The organism is Paenarthrobacter aurescens (genome assembly GCF_025421775.1).
GTDB classification, from domain to species: Bacteria; Actinomycetota; Actinomycetes; order Actinomycetales; family Micrococcaceae; genus Arthrobacter; species Arthrobacter aurescens_B.
On sequence record NZ_JAOEFX010000001.1, the window covers coordinates 407,951 to 426,270 of the forward strand.

Annotated in this window: 15 protein-coding genes; 8 read left to right on the forward strand and 7 right to left on the reverse strand. The window is 64.2% G+C overall.

Features of this window, described 5'->3' with window-relative positions; translation table 11 throughout:
* Positions 1 to 55: 55 nt before the first annotated feature.
* Genes N7568_RS01935 through N7568_RS01950 form a run of 4 tightly spaced genes read left to right on the forward strand, consistent with a single transcriptional unit; the run spans position 56 to position 3,627 of the window.
* The gene (locus N7568_RS01935; RefSeq protein WP_261608489.1) at positions 56 to 1,162 is read left to right on the forward strand and encodes a LolA family protein; all 1,107 of its coding nucleotides are present in this window, start codon (positions 56 to 58) and stop codon (positions 1,160 to 1,162) included.
* A complete protein-coding gene (locus tag N7568_RS01940) occupies positions 1,159 to 2,130 on the forward strand; it encodes an ABC transporter ATP-binding protein (protein WP_261608222.1) in 972 nt (323 codons plus the stop codon). The genes N7568_RS01935 and N7568_RS01940 overlap by 4 nt, the downstream gene beginning before the upstream one ends.
* On the forward strand, positions 2,120 to 2,986 hold the full coding sequence (locus N7568_RS01945) for an ABC transporter permease (protein WP_261608223.1): 867 nt from the start codon (positions 2,120 to 2,122) through the stop codon (positions 2,984 to 2,986). Before N7568_RS01940 ends, N7568_RS01945 begins: the two co-directional genes overlap by 11 nt.
* A gap of 20 nt (positions 2,987 to 3,006) precedes the next feature.
* The gene (locus N7568_RS01950) at positions 3,007 to 3,627 is read left to right on the forward strand and encodes an L-threonylcarbamoyladenylate synthase (RefSeq protein WP_261608224.1); all 621 of its coding nucleotides are present in this window, start codon (positions 3,007 to 3,009) and stop codon (positions 3,625 to 3,627) included.
* 26 nt (positions 3,628 to 3,653) lie between these two features.
* On the opposite strand, the gene N7568_RS01955 is transcribed toward N7568_RS01950, so the two are convergent.
* Together N7568_RS01955 and ligD are read right to left on the reverse strand one after the other, a co-directional pair.
* Complete coding sequence (locus N7568_RS01955) at positions 3,654 to 4,679, reverse strand: serine hydrolase domain-containing protein (protein WP_261608225.1); 1,026 nt, start codon at positions 4,677 to 4,679, stop codon at positions 3,654 to 3,656.
* A 117-nt stretch (positions 4,680 to 4,796) separates the two neighbouring features.
* A complete protein-coding gene (gene ligD, locus N7568_RS01960) occupies positions 4,797 to 5,822 on the reverse strand; it encodes a non-homologous end-joining DNA ligase (RefSeq protein WP_261608226.1) in 1,026 nt (341 codons plus the stop codon).
* A gap of 123 nt (positions 5,823 to 5,945) precedes the next feature.
* Between ligD and N7568_RS01965 the strand changes: the two genes are divergently transcribed.
* Complete coding sequence (locus tag N7568_RS01965; protein ID WP_261608227.1) at positions 5,946 to 6,611, forward strand: alpha/beta hydrolase family protein; 666 nt, start codon at positions 5,946 to 5,948, stop codon at positions 6,609 to 6,611.
* A gap of 2 nt (positions 6,612 to 6,613) precedes the next feature.
* On the opposite strand, the gene N7568_RS01970 is transcribed toward N7568_RS01965, so the two are convergent.
* The 3 genes from N7568_RS01970 to N7568_RS01980 all read right to left on the reverse strand — a co-directional run bounded on the left by N7568_RS01970 (position 6,614) and on the right by N7568_RS01980 (position 10,243).
* Positions 6,614 to 8,719: an elongation factor G-like protein EF-G2 gene (locus N7568_RS01970; RefSeq protein ID WP_261608228.1), complete on the reverse strand. Its 2,106-nt coding sequence runs from the start codon at positions 8,717 to 8,719 to the stop codon at positions 6,614 to 6,616.
* Between the two features lie 157 nt (positions 8,720 to 8,876).
* Positions 8,877 to 9,623 carry a M50 family metallopeptidase gene (locus N7568_RS01975; protein ID WP_261608229.1) on the reverse strand — a complete coding sequence of 249 codons (747 nt, stop codon included), beginning with the start codon at positions 9,621 to 9,623 and terminating at the stop codon, positions 8,877 to 8,879.
* A 2-nt stretch (positions 9,624 to 9,625) separates the two neighbouring features.
* A complete protein-coding gene (locus N7568_RS01980; protein WP_261608230.1) occupies positions 9,626 to 10,243 on the reverse strand; it encodes a TetR/AcrR family transcriptional regulator C-terminal domain-containing protein in 618 nt (205 codons plus the stop codon).
* A 159-nt stretch (positions 10,244 to 10,402) separates the two neighbouring features.
* On the opposite strand from N7568_RS01980, the gene N7568_RS01985 reads away from it, so the two are divergent.
* Positions 10,403 to 11,860, forward strand: a complete 1,458-nt coding sequence (locus N7568_RS01985) for an APC family permease (RefSeq protein ID WP_261608231.1) — start codon at positions 10,403 to 10,405, stop codon at positions 11,858 to 11,860.
* The gene (locus N7568_RS01990) at positions 11,850 to 13,484 is read left to right on the forward strand and encodes an amidohydrolase (RefSeq protein ID WP_261608232.1); all 1,635 of its coding nucleotides are present in this window, start codon (positions 11,850 to 11,852) and stop codon (positions 13,482 to 13,484) included. Before N7568_RS01985 ends, N7568_RS01990 begins: the two co-directional genes overlap by 11 nt.
* 13 nt (positions 13,485 to 13,497) lie before the next feature.
* Here N7568_RS01990 and hrpB read toward each other — a convergent pair whose 3' ends face one another.
* Both hrpB and N7568_RS02000 read right to left on the reverse strand, forming a co-directional pair.
* Positions 13,498 to 16,134, reverse strand: a complete 2,637-nt coding sequence (gene hrpB / locus N7568_RS01995) for an ATP-dependent helicase HrpB (RefSeq protein WP_261608233.1) — start codon at positions 16,132 to 16,134, stop codon at positions 13,498 to 13,500.
* Positions 16,135 to 16,226: 92 nt separating this feature from the next.
* The gene (locus N7568_RS02000; protein WP_261608234.1) at positions 16,227 to 17,270 is read right to left on the reverse strand and encodes an NAD(P)-dependent alcohol dehydrogenase; all 1,044 of its coding nucleotides are present in this window, start codon (positions 17,268 to 17,270) and stop codon (positions 16,227 to 16,229) included.
* A gap of 130 nt (positions 17,271 to 17,400) precedes the next feature.
* Between N7568_RS02000 and N7568_RS02005 the strand changes: the two genes are divergently transcribed.
* Complete coding sequence (locus N7568_RS02005; protein WP_261608235.1) at positions 17,401 to 18,297, forward strand: helix-turn-helix transcriptional regulator; 897 nt, start codon at positions 17,401 to 17,403, stop codon at positions 18,295 to 18,297.
* Positions 18,298 to 18,320 lie beyond the last annotated feature (23 nt).

Here is an 18,320-nt window from a genome sequence, read left to right on the forward strand (position 1 = left end):
GCAGGCATCCGGAGTAGTCTGGATTCATGCCTTTCACGTGTGGTGGTCGGTAGCGTTGGCGCGGACCAAGCAGCGGTGGCTGCCTGCTCTGGTCATCCCGTTTGCCTTGGCGATGGCTGTTCTGTTCGGCTCGGTCCAAGCTGGCGCCACGGTTTCCCTTCCGCCCAGGACTGCTGACGAAATCCTGGCCATGATTGCGCGCACCGAAGTGCGGGCGTTGTCCGGCACGGTGCAGCAAACCGCTGAGCTGGGGCTTCCCGAAGTCCCCACAGCAGGCCCTGGAATCGCTCCGGGGGCGGCCTCGGCCCTGGAGCTATTGACCGGCTCGCATACAGCCCGGGTTTACGTGGACGGTCCGTTGAAGGCACGCTTGCAGATCATGGACCGCATGGCCGAACGTGACGTCGTGCTCAACGGTGGCGATGCCTGGTTCTACAACTCCGCGGACAACAGCGCTACGCATCTGACAGCCCCGGCACCGTCCGTTGCAGACGTGAGGGAGTCGCTTCCCGCCAAGCCGGGCCCGGACGCTCCTTCAGATATGCCCGTTCGGGAGATCCCCACACCCGAGTCCATGGCCAGCCACTTCCTGGCCGCGATCGATGACAGCACCGAGGTATCCGTGGGTGAGTCCTCGTCGGTTGCCGGCCGCAGTGCCTACCGCCTGAGCCTGCACCCCCGAAGCACGGAAACGCTGGTTGACTCGATAGCTATCGACGTTGACTCCGAAACCGGTGTGCCGCTGGGTGTTGAAGTCCGCGCCAAGGGCCAGGCTGAACCGGCGTATTCACTGGCCTTCACCGAGTTGGACCTTTCCACGCCGGATGCCGCGTTGTTCGAGTTCACCCCTCCGCCGGGCGCGACGGTGACAGAGACAGCCGTGCCGGCCAAACCCGTCCCCACCATGCCAGCACCCGAAGACGCGCCCACGCTCCGCCATCCCGTCATCACAGGTGCGGGCTGGGATTCGGTCATTGCCTTGCCTGCCGGGTCCGCTCCGGCGGAGCTCACCTCCAACCCCCAACTCTCCCAGGCCCTGCAGCCGGTCGCCGGTGGCCGTGCCGTGACGACATCGCTGATGAGCGTACTGATTCTCGACGACGGCCGCGTCTACGCGGGCATGGTGCCTTTGGAACGGCTTCAGTCAGCCGCCGCACAGTGAAGGAACCCGTCCGCAGTGACCCCGCCATAGAAACACACGGCCTGGTGAAGCGCTTCGGGCACCGCTCGGCCGTTGACGGTATCGATCTGGCGGTCCCCCGTGGAACCGTGTTCGGCTTCCTTGGACCCAACGGATCGGGCAAGACCACCACCATCAGGGTGTTGCTGGGTTTGGCTTCGGCGAACAGTGGGGACATCAGCGTTCTCGGCAAGGCCATGCCGCAGGCCCTCGCTTCCGTGTTGCCTGACGTGGGCGCCTTGGTGGAAGGCCCCGGCTTCTACCCCTTCCTCTCCGGAACGGGCAACCTCATGAGACTGGACGCAGCCGACCGCCATGCGCCGTCCTCCACCCGGCGGCACCGCGTCGACGATGCCCTGGAACGTGTAGGGCTCAGCCACGCTGCCGGAAAGAAGGTCCGCGCCTATTCCTTGGGCATGAAGCAGCGCCTCGGCCTCGCCAACGCATTGCTCAGGCCGCGGGAGTTGTTGGTCCTCGACGAGCCAACCAACGGGCTGGATCCCCAGGGCACGCGTGAGGTCCGCAGTTTGGTGCGTTCCCTGGCCGCCGGCGGAACCACCGTATTCGTGTCGAGCCACCTCCTGGCCGAGGTGGAACAGATGTGTACCCATGTGGGCGTGATGAGCGCTGGTCGTTTGGTAGCCCAAGGCCCATTGGACGAACTGCGGGCCGCCGGGCAAGCCCACGTCCTGGTCCACACGCCCGACGTCGAACGTGCTGCCCACGTCTTGAGCCGCCTTGGCCTGGTTCCTGGCGATGCCCCCGGTACCGGAAGTCCTTGGGGAACCACTGCGGTGCTGGGAACTGGGCTCGACGGACTCGAACCCGAGGCGATCGTGGCTGCGTTGGTTGCCGATGGCGTCAGGGTCCGTGGCTTCACCGTGGAGAACGCAAGCTTGGAAGAGCGGTTCGTGTCCCTGACCGGGGAGGGGTTCGACGTTGTCGGCTGAAACTGCTGCGTCCCGCAATGCTGGCGCTCCCCGTCAGGGAAAGGGGTGGGCACTGCTGGGCTCGGAGCTGTCCGTGCTGTTCCGCAGGTTACGTACGTGGGCCATGCTGACCGCCCTCGCCGCTGTGCCCATCCTGATCGCCGTGGCTGTGAAGTTGTCGTCCCGGCCAACGACGCCCGGCCGCGGACCGCTGTTCCTGGACCGCATCACCCAGAACGGTCTCTTCGTTGCCGTGACTGCCTTGGTGGTGTGTGTTCCCCTGTTCCTGCCACTCACCGTGGGTGTTGTGGCCGGCGACACCATCGCCGGAGAGGCCAACCTTGGAACCCTGCGGTACCTGCTGCTGGCTCCCGCTGGGCGCATTCGACTGCTGTTGGTGAAATATGCCGGGGCAGTCGCTTTCTGTTGTGCCGCTACGGCGACCGTGACTGCTTCCGGCGCCCTGGCCGGCGTCGTACTTTTTCCTGTTGGTCCGGTGACCCTGCTGTCCGGCGACACCATCAGCGTGGGTGAGTCGGCGTGGAGATCACTGCTGATCGCTGCCTACATCACGGTGTCACTCCTCGGGCTGTCCGCGATCGGACTGCTGATCTCCACCTTCACGGACGTGCCGGTAGGAGCCATGGCTGCGACCATCGTCTTTTCGGTGGTCTCGCAGGTGCTGGACAACCTGCCCCAACTTGAGTGGCTCCATCCGTGGCTGTTCAGCCACCACTGGCTGGGTTTTGCCGATCTGCTCCGCCAGCCGGTCTCCTGGACATCGTTCGGTGATAACGCGATCCTCCAAGCCGGGTACATCGCGGTGTGCGGCGCGCTGGCCTATGCAAAATTCTCCAACAAAGACGTCTTGTCATAGCTTTGTCGTAGGCTCTTTCCATGGCCAGATTCTTTGACGTGCACCCGGAAGATCCCCAACCACGAGCCATTGGCCAAGTGGTTAAGATGCTGCAGGACGGTGGCCTGATCGCCTACCCCACCGATTCCTGCTATGCGCTTGGCGCCCAGGTCGGCAACAGGGAGGCCTTGGACCGTATAAGGGCCATCCGTCACCTGGACGACAAACACCACTTCACGTTGGTCTGCAAGGACTTTGCCCAGATGGGGCAGTTCGTGATGTTGGACAACGACATCTTCAGGAGCATCAAGGCCGTCACCCCCGGCAGCTACACCTTCATCCTCCCGGCAACGCGTGAAGTTCCCAAGCGACTCCTGCACCCCAAGAAGAAGACTGTGGGTGTGCGCATTCCGGACCACAAAGTGGTCCAGGCGCTCCTGGCCGAGTTGGGCGAACCCTTGCTGTCCAGCACACTCCTTCTTCCGGATGAGGAAGAACCATTGACCCAGGGCTGGGAAATCAAGGAGCGTTTGGACAACCAAGTGGACGGCGTGATTGATGCCGGGGACACTGGCTCCGAGCCCACCACGGTGATCGATTTCTCCAGCGGTGTGGCCGAAGTAGTGCGGTATGGTACGGGCGATCCCTCGCGCTTCGAATAGTCCTCAGGTGCTGTGGCGGGGTCGATTCAACGGAACTGGAAACGGCACCCCGAGTTCAGGGCAACCTGGGCAACGCCCGTCATTTCGAGGGCAAGGGCAGACGGTTGTGTCGATACAGGACCCGGCGGATAGGCCATGAAGACAGCGAGTTGGCGGTTGCCGTCAGCGCTGCTCATGGCAATGCTCCCGTAGCCGGGAACATCTCCGGCGTGGCCATAGTAGGAGCCGTTGGTGCAGCGGTCATCCCAATGGTCCAAGCCAAGGCCATAATCGTCGAACACTGCTCGCTTCATGGCAATAAGGCCCGGCGGCGACAATAGTTGACCCCGCAGCAGCGCGGCGTAGAACGTTCCCATGTCCTCCACTGTGGTCACCAGGCCGGCCGAGGTACCCTCGATCGACGCCGCGGGCGACGTCACGTCCACTATCTCACCGCCGAGCTGAACGTAACCGTGGACCAGATCCACCGGAACGGCGTCGTCCGTGTCCAATAGGAGCGTGGCCCCGAGGTTCAAAGGTGTCAGGATGTCCGTTCGCAGGACAGCCTCCAGCGGCGCACGCCGTAGCTGCTCCACCAACAGGCCAAGAAGGGCATCGGCCTGGGGGGACGGGGCGGCAGGCAGGACTGCCGTGTCATCCAGGAGCTGGCGGATTGTCACAGAACTCCCGGTGGCAAGGGACCCGGGGAGGTGCGTGGCAACGGCGTCGTCCAACCGCAGCCGGCCCTCTTCCACAAGCTTCATGACAGAGACTGCCAACATGACCCGCAGCTGGTCCCCCACGTGGAAACGGTCGTTGGTTTGGACCATTACAAGCCCATCGCGGCTCCTCACTCCCGCTGCGTGCGTCCACTCCTGCTGGCCGACCCTCGCTTTGATGAGCACTGCTGAGGCGCCTTCTGCCAGCTTTTCCCGGGAGAAGAGCACCAACGTGGCCCGAAGCTCCTGGAAGGCCGGCGACACCGCTGCGCTCCCCGCCGTCGAGGGCGCCGTAAAGGAGGGCGCCGTGGATGAGGGCGCAGTAGACACCGACACCGTGGGCGGCACAGGCATGGTTGGCTCCTGCGGGAATGGTTCCGGAGTGGCGGTGCAGCCGCAGAGAAACAGTCCGCACGCAAGTGCGGCGTTCAGAATTCCCCTCGCTGGGCTTAGCGGCACCCGGGCTCCGGTCTATTCCTCCGGTTTGCGGGCCCGGCTCGGCTGCACGCGCATGGGCTCGCCCGGCATTTTGGGGAATTCCGGCGGGAAGGGCATTTCCCCTTGGCCGTTACTCACGTCCCGCTCCCACCATTTGAGCAGGACATCGATGTCGCCCGGTTGTTCGTGCATGGAAGCCCAGGGGTCGCCCACCTTCTTCAACCGGGCCGGAAGGGTGGAAATGGTGTACTTCGCGGGGTCGGCGTTTTCCAGTTCTTCCCAGGTCAGTGGGCAGGACACCTGCGCCGTGGGCACGGCGCGCGGGCTATAGGCACCGGCGATGGTCCGGTCCCTGTTGGCCTGGTTGAAGTCCACGAAGATCCGCGTTCCGCGTTCCTCTTTCCACCAAGCGGTGGTGACCTTCTCCGGCATGCGGCGCTCCAGCTCGCGACCGGCGGCAATCACCGCGTGGCGGACGTCAAGAAACTCGTGCTTGGGGTGGATCGGGGCGTACACGTGGAGCCCCCGGTTGCCTGAAGTCTTAATGAACGATGACAGGCCGGCCTCCGCCAGGACGGATCGGAGTTCCTGGGCGGCAGGGATGGCGTCGTCGAAATCAGTGCCGGGTTGGGGATCCAGGTCGATCCGCAACTGGTCCGGATTGTCGGGATCGTTTGCCCGCGATGCCCACGGGTGGAACACCACTGTGTTCATCTGTGCCGCCCACACGGCCGCTGCCGGCTCGTCGATCACCAACTGGGGATGGGACCGCGCGCTGGGGTAGGTCACGGGGACCGAACGGACATACTCCGGGGCGCCTTTGGGCGGATTCTTCGAAAAGAACATCTCGCCCTCAATGTTGCCCGAGTACCGCTGGAGGCTGATGGGCCGGTTTCCGTTGGCGGTGACGAAAGCCTCGCCGACGTCGATGAGGTAGTTGGCAAGGTCCAGTTTGGTCAGGCCCACCTCGGGCCACATCACCCGGCTGGGGCTGGAAATCCGGACCTCACGGGGGCCGTTGGGACCGGGCACAGTAACGGTGGTTGCTTCGCTCGCCATGGGCACAAGCTACCGCGTTCAGGGCATGATCGTCAGCACCTCCGGGCGTATTTCGTGGCGCGCCATCCATGACCGCACGTGCCCGGCTCCTGTCCGCCGTCCCACGTGGGCAATGATGGATACATGCCGAACACTGAAACAAACCTCACTGTCACTGTTGGTGAATCCGACGTTTCCGCCCTCCACATCCGTCCGGAAGACCCTTTCGCCACCATGGTGGTGGCGCACGGAGCAGGAGCCGGAATGGAGCACCCCTTCCTGCAAGGGTTCGCTGAGGCAATGGCCCACGAAGGCGTGGCTACCTTGCGCTTCAATTTTCCTTACCGCGAGGCCGGCCGGCGTTTCCCCGACCGCCCGCCACTGGCCATCTCCACTTGGCGGGCAGTGATGGACAAGGCCACTGAACTGAGTGCCGGCGAACCCCTCTGGGCTGCCGGCAAGTCCTTTGGTGGGCGTATGGCGTCAATGGCGGTGGCAGAAGGCATGCCCGCACGGGGACTGGTATACCTCGGTTATCCGCTCCACGCGCCGGGCAAGCCGGAGAAGCTGCGCGATGAGCACTTATACGGCGTGACCGTGCCAATGCTCTTCCTGCAGGGCACCCGCGATACCTTCGCGACGCCGGAACTGCTGGAGGGCGTGGTGCGCAGGATAGGTCCGACGGCGACACTCCAGTGGAGCGAAGGCGGTGACCATTCGTTCGCAGTCAAGGGCTTGAAGCGGAATGCGGCTGAGGTGGGGGCATCGCTCGCGCCTGCCGTGGCCACTTTCCTGCGGGAAAAGGCCTGAGTCTATTTCGGGAGGGGTTCGTGGCGAAGGTAGGTCCGTCTGAAGCGCCCGGTGCCGGCGCTGAGGGCACGCAGTTCGATGGCGTAGCGAAGGAGCTCCTGGTCCGGCACCTCGGCGCTGATCTCCGTTCCTTCACCATCAGCGGCGGTGGTACCGGTGACGCGTCCCCGTCGGCCCGACAGATCACTCATCACAGCCCCCACGTACTCGTCGGGAACCCTGATGACAACGGACGAAACAGGTTCCAGCAGCTGGATCCTGGCGGCAGCCGCTGCTTCCCGAAGAGCCAACGCCCCGGCTGCCTGGAAAGCGGCGTCGGAGGAGTCCACACTGTGGGTCTTTCCGCCCACTAAAGTCACCTTGATGTCCACCACAGGGAATCCCGCTGACACACCTTTGAGCATCTGCGAGCGAACACCCTTCTCCACGGACGCGACAAACGTCCCGGGGATCGCACCGCCCACGATTTTGTCGGTGAAGGCGAACCCTTCGCCGCGGGCAAGTGGCTCCACCTCTATATCGCAGATGGCAAACTGTCCGTGGCCGCCGGATTGCTTGACATGGCGCCCGTGTCCCGCCGCTTTGGTGGCAAAGGTTTCCCGGAGCGGAGTGATGACATCCACAGTCTGGAGTCTGACTCCCTGGTTCCGCAGCCTGTCCAGTACCACCTCCGCATGGGCCTCCCCCATGCACCATAAGATGAGCTGGTGTGTGTCCTGGTTGCGCTCCAACCGCAACGTTGGGTCTGCGGCGGCCACCTTCCCGATGCTCTTGGCCAGCGCGTCCTCGTCACTCCGGGAGGCTCCCTCGATGGCCACGGGCATCAATGGCTCGGGCATGTTCCATGTCTCGATAAGGAGTGGCTCTTCGCGGTCCGAGACCGTATCGCCCGTCTCCGCACTGGCAAGCTTGCTGATGGCGCAGATGTCACCGGCGATGCATTTCGGTACGGCTTTCAGGCTTGATCCCACCGGCGAGTAGAGATGCGTAACGCGTTCGTCGGCGTCGTGGTCCTCGTGTCCCCTGTCCGCCAGTCCCCGGCCGCCGACATGAATCGAGGCATCTTCCCGCAGCGTTCCCGAGTAGACCCGGACCAAACAGACGCGGCCGAGGAACGGATCCACGGTGGTACGTACCACCTCGGCGGCAAGTCGCCCGGCAGGGTCACACTCCAGCGGCTTCAGCGAAGAACCGTCCAGTTTCATTACTGCGGGAGGGATGCGCTCCAAAGGCGACGGCAAGGCGTCGGTCATTAAGGCCATGAGCTCCGGAAGGCCCAAACCGGTTTCGGCCGACGTCGGTATGACCGGGAAGAAGCTTCCGTGGGCCACCGCGGTTTCCAGGTCCTGGATGAGGTCCGTGAGGGGCAACTCCTCGCCGCCGAGATACCGGTCCATGAGGGTTTCGTCTTCACTCTCGGCAATGATGCCTTCAATCAAGGGGCCCCGTGCCTCCTCGACATCGGAGATCGGCGCCAGGTCCACGTCAGCGGTGCCGTGAAGAATGCCCACGAGTCCTGCGTTGCCTTCAGCGGGAAGGTAGAGCGGCAGGACTGATTCTCCGAAGGCTCCCTGGCAACGCACGACGGCGGCATTGAAGTCAGCGCGCGGGTGGTCCAGTTTGCTGAGCACCACTGCGCGAGGCATTCGGATCTTCTCGCATTCGCCCCATAAAGCAACAGTGGCACCGTCAATGCCATCGACTGCCGACACAACAAAAAGGGCCGCGTCGGCGGCCCTCAAACCAGCGCGCAGTTCGCCGGTGAAGTCGGTGTAGCCTGGGGTATCGATCAGGTTGACCTTGATGTCGCCCACCAGGATTGGTGCCACTGACATGGTCACGGACCGTTGTTGGTGGATCGCAGAAGGATCGGAATCGCTGACTGTGGTGCCTTCGCTGATGGAACCCATCCTGCTGATGGCTCCGGTCGCCGCAAGCAAGGCCTCCACCAGCATCGACTTGCCGGCACCCGAATGGCCGACGAGTGCTACATTCCGGATTCCCGCAGGATCAGTCGCCGCCAAGGCCGCACCGTTCTCACCCCGCCTGGCCTCCGGGCCGCCGGGTCCGGTTCCTTTTGCCGTTTCGCGCGTGCCCTTCGCGGACATGGGCACCTCCTGGTGTTGTATCCCGGCACGGAGTCCGAACATCCAGTTCGAACGTTAAAGAGGATTGGACACCCTGAAGCAACCACAGGGCAAGGGTTGGCAGCCACGAAAGCCAACCAACCGGCGTCGTGCACCTTGGGCTACGGTCACCACCGAACTAAACAGCGAGCATCCCCCACAGCAACCATGCGGACGTTAGTGCACACCCGGCGATCACCACAGTGAACCCCGTCAACCATACGAAGGCAGGGACGCCTGTGGTGCGGCCAAGGATGAAGGCATCGGACGCGGCTAGCCTGTCGCGGCGGCGGGTGTGGACTCCGGCGAGTTTGAAGAGATCACGGACGCCTCCCACGGACAGGGCAATGCCGAGTGCCAGCACCACGTAGTTGACGGTGGCGGGCGCTGCGAACAGGATCAGGAGCTGGGCTGTCGCAGCGCTCAACACCGCCACGAGAATCCCGGTGAGGTTCCTCAGGAAGATCAGTGAGACCAGCAGTACCAAGGCACCAATGGACATGGCAGCGCCGGACCGGCCTGCAGCAAAGGCGGCAATCAATCCCAACCCGACAACGGCCGGCGCAGGGTAGCCCCAGAAGCCGGACCAGGCCGCCCCGAAGGCGCTGCGTCCGCTGCTGACAAGCCGGCCCGAATGGTCGAGGCCGATGCGCAGCCCATGCACAAAGCGGCCGGTCATGAGCGCGGCGTAGGCATGGCCGAGCTCGTGGACGAACGTAACGTACAACCCGAACCAGCGCCACGTGACCCGCGGGATGCTCAGGACGACGGCGCATGCCAGGATGCCCAGCAGCGCAGGCAGGGGTACTGCAGTGGTGTGTGTAACGGTGAAGCCGCGGACCACGGCATCCCACCACGTTTGTGCCACATTTCCGGTAGCGTCCACGTCTATGACGCCGTCGGCTGAAGCCGGGAATGCAGGCCGGCGATGAGGATTTCCAGGCCAAAATCAAAGGCTGCCTCCCCACGCTCGTCCGATGGTCCGGCGTGGGTAAGTGCGCTGGTGAGGGTGGGATATCCCTGCGCAGGTGGCGCCCAGACAACGTCGGGAGCGGCCAGGTCCAGGGCGAACCCCAACGCGAAACTGTCGATGGTGGAGATCGCTGACACCACGTCCCGGCCCCGGAAACCCGCTTCTTGGAGGGCCACTGCCAGGTTCTCATAGAGGGCGAGGACCTGGTCGTCCTGAACGGTTTGGAGTACCAGCAGGGGTGCCAGCCGCGGATGCCGGGCGAAGGCGTCCCGATAGCTGCGGACAATGGCGCGAAGTGCTGCCTCCCAGTCCTGCCCATCCTCCAGGACATAGGGGCTTTCGGTGATGATCCGGCCCCTCATGAGCTCAAGGATTTCCTCGCGCCCGCTGACGTGGTTGTAAATGGAGGACTGGCTCACCCCGATCCGCTTGGCCAATTTCGGCAGGCTGAAGTCCCCTGCCTCGTCCACCAACTCCAGGGCGGCGGTGACGAGTGCATCGATGGATATCAGCGGGACCAGCGGGCGTGCCATACGGGAGTCTCCATTCAAGGTAGTTGTTACGACTCTAGCCACAACTTTGCGCCGAAGTATTGTGCCGGGGATCACAACACCCTACGATAAACGAAAGCCTTTCGCTTTTATGTCCGGCTTCGTGAAAACTTCCCTTCCCAAAGACCCCAGAGGATCCCCATGTCTGACCTCGAAACCCGACCTCCAGCGGCCGACGCTGGAAATGGGCTCAAACGGAATGCCATTGGCACCGGCGGCATCGCATTCCTGGTAATTTCCGCTGCAGCTCCCCTGACAGTGATGGCCGGTGTAGCCCCTGTGGCTATTGGCATCGGGGGCATAGGCGCCCCCATGGGCTACATCACTGCCGGCGCGGTCCTGCTCGTCTTCGCCATCTCGTTCATGGCAATGACCAAACACGTCAAAGCGGCCGGCGGCTTCTACACCTACATCACGTTGACCATGGGAAAAACCGTGGGACTGGCGTCCGCCATCCTCGCGATCGTGTCTTACAACTGCCTGCAAATCGGCGTCTATGGGCTTTTCGCCGTGCAAACCCAGGCCATGCTTCGAACGCTTTTCGGCGTGGATGTGCCATGGCCGGTAGTCGCACTGGTCGCCATCGCAGCCGTCTGGTTCCTCGGGTACCGCGGGATCGACGTCGGCGCCAAAGTCCTGGGCGTCCTCCTCATCGCCGAGACCGCCATTCTGGGCATCATGGGCGTGGGCATCCTTGCCCGTGGCGGCGCGCAAGGAATCAGTTTTGCCTCGTTCGCGCCCGAGCACGCGTTCACCCCCGGAGTCCTTGCCATCCTGGCGATTTGCTTCGCGGCTTTCATGGGCTTCGAATCCACCGTGCTTTACCGGCGCGAGGCCCGTAATCCGGACAAGTCCGTCCCCCGGGCAACTTACATCGCCGTCGGATTCATGTCAGTGTTCTACGCCTTCATCGTGTGGTCAGTCATCCAGGCCTACGGCGACGGAAACGTGGTGACCGCTGCCGGCGAGCTTGCCGACGGAATGTTCTTCGCCACCATTAGCCAGTACGTGGGCCCGTGGGCCGAAGTGGTCATGTACGTACTGATCGTCACCAGTGTCTACGCCTCCCAGCTGGCTTTCCACAACGCCATCAACCGCTACGTCTACATGCTCGCCAAGGACGGAGTGCTCCCGGCCTTCCTGGGAAGGACCCACCCCAAATACAAATCTCCGCATCGTGCCGGGCAAATCCAGACCGTCCTGGCCGCCGTCGTCATCATCATTTGCGCCATCGTCGGCGCCGACCCTTACAAACAGCTGCTGATCTGGGTCAACACACCAGGCATCTTCGGGATCGTGGCCCTGCAGGGTTTGGTGTCCGTCGCTGCATTCATCTACCTCCGCCGCAACACAGCCGCTGTCACCAACCGCCTGCTGGTCCCCCTGAGCCTCGTCTCGGCCATCCTGCTGTTCGGCGTGGTGGCGTTGATCGCCATCAACATCGAACTCCTCACGTTTGCCGACGCATTGACCAACACCATCCTGCTCCTGGTCGCACCCATCGTGTTCCTCGCAGGCCTGCTGATTGCCCGTAGCCTGCGCACCACCCGCCCTGACGTCTTCGCCCGGATTGGAAGCTTCGAAACCCATGACTCCTGACCTCATCGTCCTTGCCGGCACCATCCACACAATGGATGGGCAAACCCACCCTCAGCCGGTCCAGGCCGTCGCCGTCAGCGGCGGGTTGATTGCCGCCGTCGGAAGCCGGCAGGAAGCCCTGGACTGGGCACAGGCCGGTACCCGTGTGGTGGACCTTGGCAACGCCACGCTGACCCCGGGCCTGGTGGACTGCCACATGCACCCGGTGTTCGGACTGGACCTGACCATCGGCGTAGACCTCTCCAGCGCTACGACGCTGGATGAAGTCCGCGCGCTGCTGCGAAACGAAGCAGCGCACGACGGCGGCTGGTTGCGTGGATGGGGACTGAACCCGAACGCTTTTGGCCCGGTGCCGCTGCACAGGAGTGTGCTCGATGATGTCAGCGGCGGCAAGCCGGCGCTGATCCGACTGTTCGATGGGCATTCAGCCCTGGCAAACAGCCAAGCACTGGAAACGGCCGGAATCCGTGGTCCGCATCAGTTCGAACAAGCTTCCGAGGTGGTTTGCGACGCCGACGGCGCTCCTACCGGTTTCCTGCTCGAAGCCGCGGCCATGGAACTCGTCCAGCGGCACATCCCCGAGGAGTCGTTTGACGAGCGAAAAGCCAGGCTCGCCACCCTGCTGCGAGACTTCGCGCGCTCCGGGCTGACCGGTGGACACATCATGGACCACAGCGAGGATTCAGCCGCCCTCTTCCAGGCACTGGAAGCCGACGGCAGGCTGCCGCTGCGGCTGCGAAGCGCGCCGTGGTGCATGCCTGGCAGCGATGAGTCCGGCTGGAAGGAGTTGGCCCGCAGCATTGGAACAGGGGGTCAACGGTGGTCTGTTGAAGGCATCAAGCTGTTTGTCGACGGAACTGTGGACAACGGAACGGCCTGGCTCTACGAACCGGATGTCCACGGCCAATCCACCGCGCCCTTCTGGCCACGACCGGAAGAATACTCGGCCGCCGTCCGTTACTTTGCCTCCCGTGGCATCCCGACGGCCACGCACGCCATTGGCGATGCGGGAGTGGAGCATGTGTTGAACGCACTGGAGTCGCTGCCCGGTACTGTGCCGGCAGATGTCCTGCGCCGTACTGTCCACAGGATCGAACACATCGAGACCGTGCCGGACGAGCTCGTGGAGCGCTTCAGGCGCACAGGAGTGGTTGCGAGCATGCAGCCAACCCATTGCACCCATTACTCCCTGGCAGACCACACCGACAATTGGTCCACACGCCTCGGCGCGGAGCGTGCAAACAGAGCCTGGCGATGCAGGGACCTTCGTGAGGCCGGAGTGACCCTGGGCATTGGTTCCGACTGGCCGATCGCACCCTTCGAGCCACTTCCGATCATCGCCGACGCCCAGCTGCGCCGGCGATCCGGACATCCGGAGCAAGAGCCCATCGCGCCGGAACAAGCCCTCACTGCGCTCCAAGCCCTGGAAGGGTACACCTCGCACGCGGCCAAAGCTGCAGGACTCTGGGATGTTTCAGGTTCCATTTCGGTAGGCAAGCGGGCCGACTTCACAGCCTTCGAACTGGACCCCCTGACCACCGCCCCGGACGAGTTCGCAGCCAGTACTGTGCTGGGAACCTTCGTGGACGGCGAGATCCAATTCATGCTCGAGCGGCTTACATAGCTGGATGCGCCGGCTACATTCTGTTTTTCGTTTTGGCCGTGGCCGGCGCAGTCCACGGGTCTTCAGGCCAAGGGTGCTTGGGGTAGCGCCCACGCATCTCGGCCCGGACCTGGGAGTAGGGACCGGACCAGAAGGACTCCAGATCGTCAGTGACGGCCAGCGGACGGCCTGCCGGAGACAGCAAGTGGAACAGGACAGGCACCCGGCCATCAACAAGGCGCGGCGTGCTGTCCCAACCGAAGCATTCCTGGAGTTTGACCGCCACAACCGGCCTGCCGCCGTCGTGGTCTCCGCTGCTGTGCTCGGAAACCTCCGGATAGTCGATCCGCACACGGGAACCGCTGGGTACCTCCAGCCTCTCGGGTGCAAGGCTGTCCAGGCGTGCGGCCTCAGGCCACGGGAGCAGGCGCCGCAGCGGCTCGGCGAGGTTCACGGAACTGACGGAACTACCTGTGGCCATGGCCTCAAGTTCCGGGGCGAGCCACTCCTCCAGCCGGGCCAGCAAGCTGGCTTCGCGGACATCGGGCCATGGATCGCCAAGTTCGCGGTGAACCAACGCAAGCCGCCTACGCAGGGCATCCGCAGCGGTTGACCAGCCAATCAACGACAACCCGGCCTTTGCCAGCGCCTCGGCCACGGCTGTACGCCCCGTTTCCGCGCTGGGGCGGACGGGAGTGGAGCGCAACACGATTGCTCCCAACCGTCTCTCCAGCCTGGCCATCACCCTGCCTTGCTCGAACTTCGCCTGAACCTTTTCCATGAGGAGATCCGGCGCGGCAGCCTCCGCCAGTTCTGCAGACACCGGCGCGGCGGAACGGATGACGGCGCCCGTGCCGGCCGCATCGCGACCCTGTGCGCGCGACACTTCGGCAACTGCAAGCCAGTCATGCCCGGACAATGAACTCCCGGCAGGGAGCCCGGCCCTCGTCCCGGAGGAGAGCAGGTAGGTGGTGGATCCATCGCCTGGAACGCGTCTCGCCACGCGGTCCGGGAACGCCAGCGCCACCACGAACCCAGGTGCTTCACCCGCAGCGACGTTGATGGCCGGCTTCGGATGAACGACGGCGGCCGCCTCCTGCCGCGCAATCGACTCCATCCGCTTCGCCTCCTCAGCGAAGCGCCGGGAGCCCGGGTCCATGCCTGTCCGCAAGGACGCCAGCAACTTGGTGAGGTCTGCTCCGGGCGCACGCTGGTCACCCGCCACCACTGCGACCGTTTCTGCCGCGGACCGTCTGCCAACCACCTCGGAACCATCCAGCAAGGCGCGGGCAAGCCGGGGATCGGCGGGGACCCGGGCCAGCGTCTTTCCCAAGCCTGTGACCGTTCCGTCTTCCGCTACGGCGCCAAGTTCCCGCAGGACTTCCATGGCGTCGTTCATGGCGCCCGGCGGGGGTGCGTCCGGAAGGGAAAGACCACGGCCTCCTGGAGCGCCCCAGCACGCGAGCACCAAAGCCGCGCCGGTCAGGTCGGCCACGGTGATCTCCGGAGTTTGATGTGCGGGGGCGGCAGCGTAGGCCTGCTGGTCGTAGCAGCGAACCACTGTGCCCGGCCCCTGTCGGGCAGCGCGTCCGGCCCGCTGGTCAGCAGAGGCCCGCGAACAGGAAACGGTAACCAGGCCGGACATGCCACGGCCTGAATCGCGACGTGGTTCCCTTGCCAGTCCGGAATCTATCACCAGATGAACACCGGGAACGGTGAGCGACGATTCCGCCAGGGACGTGGACACAATGATCCGCGGCTGGCCCCCAGGTTCCCGGCCGGATACCGCGCGGTCCTGGGCGTCGGGTCCGATCTGGCCATGCAACTCCAGTACCTCCACGCCCCGAGGCACGTGGGCGCGAAGGCGAGTGGCGACGTCGGAAACCTCACGGGCCCCCGGCAGGAAGACCAGCGCGTCCACGTCAGGGTTGTTGGCCAGCGCCGCTGAGTGGGCTGTCGCGGCCGTGCGGGCGATGTGGTCCAGGAAGCTGCGGGCCACTCCCCGATCGTTGAGCCGGTGGTCTACCGCCGGAGCCCATTTAGTGTCCAAGGGGTGCAGCGCTGACGGGCAATCAACCACAGGCGCAGGCAGGCCGCGGTCGGACTCCCCTGCGCCGCTGCGCCCCAACAGTGCTGCGAAGCGTGCGGCGTCGAGAGTAGCTGACATGGCGACCAATGTGAGGTCGTCCCGCAATTCGCGGACCTCAGCGAGCATGCCCACCAGAAGGTCCGTTTCGAGGCCCCGTTCATGGACCTCGTCGAGGACCACGGCGTGGACGTCCTCCAGGCCTGGATCGCTGAGGAGCCGACGCAGCAGAATGCCGGGCGTCACGAACTCCACCACCGTGCCAGGGCTCGTTGTGCTCTCCCCGCGGACTGTGTAGCCCACCTTGCCACCAACGCGGCTGCCATCCAACGACGCCAGGCGGCGTGCGGCGGAGCGGGCCGCAACACGGCGTGGCTGGGTGACCACGACGCGTGGCAGGCCGGGCCGCCTTGCGGCGATGAGGTTGGCAACCAACGGTGGAACCAGCGTGGTCTTACCAGTGCCCGGCGGTGCCTGCACGACTGCCGTACCGCCGTCGTCCTGGCCTGCCAGGGCAGAAGTGAGGATCCCGAGGGAATCAGCAAAAACCAGCCCCGTACCGATGGTGTCCAGTCTGAAAGTCACCAGACCATTGTCCCTGCTGCCTGGCACGGGAAAGGCCACGGCCCGTTGATGTGGGCGTGGCCTTTCCTATGCTGCTGTGTCTCCTGTGTCTTCTAGCCGATGGTGGAGGCGTCGATGACAAAGCGGTAGCGGACATCAGAGGCGAGGACCCGCTCGTAGGCATCGTTGATCTTGCTGGCCGGGATGACCTCAATCTCGGCGCCAAGGCCGTGCTCGGCGCAGAAGTTCAGCATCTCCTGCGTTTCGCGGATGCCGCCGATGGCGGAGCCTGCGAAGGAGCGACGACCTGTGATCAGCGAGAACACGTTGACCGGCAACGGCTCAGCCGGTGCACCTACGTTGACCAGCGTGCCGTCGAGCGTAAGCAGCTGCAAGTACGCGCTGATGTCGATGGAGGCGCTGACCGTGTTGATGATGAGGTCAAAGCTGCCCGCGAGTTCCTCGAACGTGGAGGGATCGCTGGTGGCGTAGTAGTGGTCCGCGCCGAGCTTGAGGCCGTCTTCCATCTTCTTCAAGGACTGTGAGAGCACGGTTACCTCGGCTCCCATGGCGTGGGCAATCTTGACGGCCATGTGGCCGAGCCCGCCGAGACCGACAATGGCGACCTTCTTGCCGGGACCGGCGCCCCAGTGGTGCAGCGGCGAGTAGGTGGTGATCCCGGCGCACAGCAACGGGGCAGCGACGTCGAGGTCCAAGCCTTCCGGGATGGTGACGACGAAGTCCTCGTTGACTACAACGTGGCTGGAGTAGCCGCCCTGGGTGATGGTGCCATCGCGGTCAACGGCGCCGTAGGTGCCTACGTTTCCCTTGAGGCAGTACTGTTCCTCGCCGGCCAGGCAGTTCTTGCACTCCTTGCACGAGTTCACCATGCAGCCGACGCCGACACGGTCGCCCACGTTGTGCTTGGTGACGTTCGAGCCAACCTCAGTGACGATGCCGGCGATTTCGTGGCCGGGAGCCAGCGGATACTGCTGCGGGCCCCAGTCGCCGCGAACTGTGTGGATATCGGAGTGGCAGATGCCGGCGAACTTGATGTCGATGTGGACGTCGTTGGGGCCCACTTCGCGACGTTCGATGGTGGTGAGGGCCAGGTCGCCCGTGGCCGAGGGAGCAGCGTAAGCGTTAGCGGTAGGCATGTTTCTCCTGCGTGGTGAACTTTGTTGGATGCTTCCATCTAACCCTGATTCCGTGAATGGAAGGAGTTACTGCTGTTAGGGGTAATGGCAGGGACTCCCTTAGCGGAGCAGAAGCCCTAACGTTGTCAGCATGGACAACCGAACGGAGACCCGCGACTTCCTTGCCACGCGGCGGGCGAAGATCACCCCCGAGCAAGCGGGACTGGCTGCCTACGGCGGCAACCGACGCGTGCCCGGTCTGCGTCGCGGCGAGGTTGCCATGCTCGCTGGCGTGAGTGTGGAGTATTACACCCGCTTGGAACGGGGAAACCTCTCGGGCGTTTCGGAAAGCGTGCTCGAGTCCTTGGCCGGCGCACTGCAACTTGACGAAGCTGAACGCGCACACCTCCATGACCTCGCCCGTGCTGCGAGTGACGGTGGCAGGTCCCGACGTCGCCCGGTCCGGAAGCAGGCCATCCGGCCTGGCGTGCAACTCACCTTGGACGCGATCACCGGTTCGCCGGCCTTCATCCGCAACGGTCGCCTCGATTTGCTGGCTACGAACGCGTTGGGCCGGGCCTTGTACGCAGACATCTACGACAGCCCGGCCGGGCCGCCCAACCACGCCCGGTTCCTCTTCCTCGACCCGCGCAGCCAGGATTTCTACACGGACTGGGAGCGCGCCGCCAACGACACCGTAGCCATCATGCGTACCGAGGCCGGCCGCGACCCCTATGACCGTGGGCTCAGTGACCTGGTGGGCGAGCTATCAACCCGCAGCGAGGAATTCCGGGTCCGCTGGGCTTCACACAATGTCCGGCAGCACTACAGCGGGAAGAAGCACTTCAGGCACCGGATCGTGGGCGACTTGCATTTGCTGTATGAAGCCCTTGAGTTGTCGGCTGACTCCGGGCTGACCTTGACCGTCTACAACGCTGAGCCGGGCACCGGCACTGCGGACGCCTTGCATCTGCTGGCCAGCTGGGCTGCGACGGCTCCTGCCGTGCCAAGCGGTTCCGGGCCCGTGCGGAATATTCCGAACAAGTAATCCCGAACTGATCCAGAACGAAA